Below are 1,663 nucleotides of genomic sequence, written 5' to 3'. Positions count from 1 at the left end.
CACTCGGCCATCCGGGCGGCGAACACCGGCGAGGCCTCCAGCAGCCCCACCGCCATCCCGGCCCACTGCGCCCCCTGACCGGGGAACACGAACACGGTGCGGGGGTCGGGGTGGGCCTCGGCGGTGACGGTGGTGGCGTCGGCGCGGCCCTCGGCGAGGGCCTCCAGCGCGGTCTCGAAGTCGGCGCGCTCGCCGGCGGTGATCGCGGCGCGGTGCTCGAAGCGGGCGCGGGTCAGGGCCAGCGAGTAGCCGATGTCCGCCACCGACGCCCCGGCGTCCGCGCGCAGGTGCGCCAGGAGCCGCTCCGCCTGCGCCGCGAGCGCCTGCTCGGTCTTGGCGGACAGCACCCACGGCACCGCACCCATCGGGGCCGGGGCCGGGGCCTGGTCCGGCTCGGCCGGCTCCTCGGCCGGGGCCTGCTCCAGGATCACGTGCGCGTTGGTACCGCTCATGCCGAAGGAGGACACGCCGGCCCGGCGCGGCGCACCGGTCTCCGGCCAGTCCACGGGCTGGGTGAGGAGCTCGACCGCGCCGGCGGTCCAGTCGACATGGGATGTCGGGGCGTCCACGTGGAGGGTCTGCGGGACGATGCCGTGCCGCATGGCCAGGACCATCTTCATCACACCGGCGACGCCGGCGGCGGCCTGGGTGTGCCCGATGTTCGACTTGACCGAGCCCAGCCACAGCGGCCGGTCCGCGTCGTGCTCCTGGCCGTAGGTGGCCAGCAGCGCCTGCGCCTCGATCGGGTCACCCAGCGTCGTGCCGGTGCCGTGCGCCTCCACCACGTCGATCTGGTCGGCGGAGACCTTCGCGTCGGCGAGCGCGGCGCGGATGACCCGCTGTTGCGACGGGCCGTTGGGGGCGGTCAGACCGTTGGACGCGCCGTCCTGGTTGACCGCGGAGCCGCGCACGACGGCGAGGACCTGGTGGCCGTTGCGGCGGGCGTCCGACAGCCGCTCCAGCAGCAGCACCCCGACGCCCTCGGCCAGCGCGAACCCGTCGGCCGATTCGGAGAAGGCCTTGCACCGGCCGTCCGCAGCCAACGCCTGCTGCCTGCTGAACTCCACGAAGGACGTCGGTGTCCCCATCACCATCACGCCGCCGGCCACCGCCATGGTGCACTCGCCGTTGCGCAGCGCTTGCGTGGCCATGTGAACCGCGACCAGGGACGACGAGCACGCCGTGTCCACGGTGACGGCGGGCCCTTCCAGGCCGAACGCGTACGAGACGCGCCCGGAGACGACACTGCCCGCGGTGCCCGTCAGGAGGTGGCCCTCGAAGCCGTTGGGCCGACCGCGCGTCGCACCCCCGTATCCGGAGGCCGCCGCGCCCACGTACACACCGGTACGGGTCCGGTGCATTGTGGCCGGGTCGATGCCCGCGTCCTCGAAGGCCTCCCACGAGGTCTCCAGCAGCACCCGCTGTTGGGGGTCCATGGCCAGGGCCTCGCGCGGCGAGATCCCGAAGAAGCCGGGGTCGAAGTCGCCGGCGTCCGCCAGGAATCCGCCCTTGCCCACGTACGAGGTCCCCCGGGTGTCTCCGGCCGTGTGGCGGAAGACGCTCAGGTTCCACTGCCGGTCGGCGGGGACGGTGTCGATGGCGTCGCGGCCTTCGGTGACCAGGCGCCACAGGTCGTCGGGGGAGGCGACGCCGCCGGGGAAGC

General features: G+C 74.3%; 1 protein-coding gene. It reads right to left on the bottom strand.

The features are described 5' to 3' along the window. Window positions 1-1,663: type I polyketide synthase (locus AB0I73_RS41195; protein WP_363045500.1), on the bottom strand; the 1,663-nt coding region annotated here is incomplete at both ends.

The sequence above is a fragment of the Streptomyces sp. NPDC050388 genome (assembly GCF_040655635.1).
In the GTDB taxonomy this organism is placed as follows: Bacteria; Actinomycetota; Actinomycetes; order Streptomycetales; family Streptomycetaceae; genus Streptomyces.
This window is presented reverse-complemented; position numbering and strand designations above follow the sequence as displayed.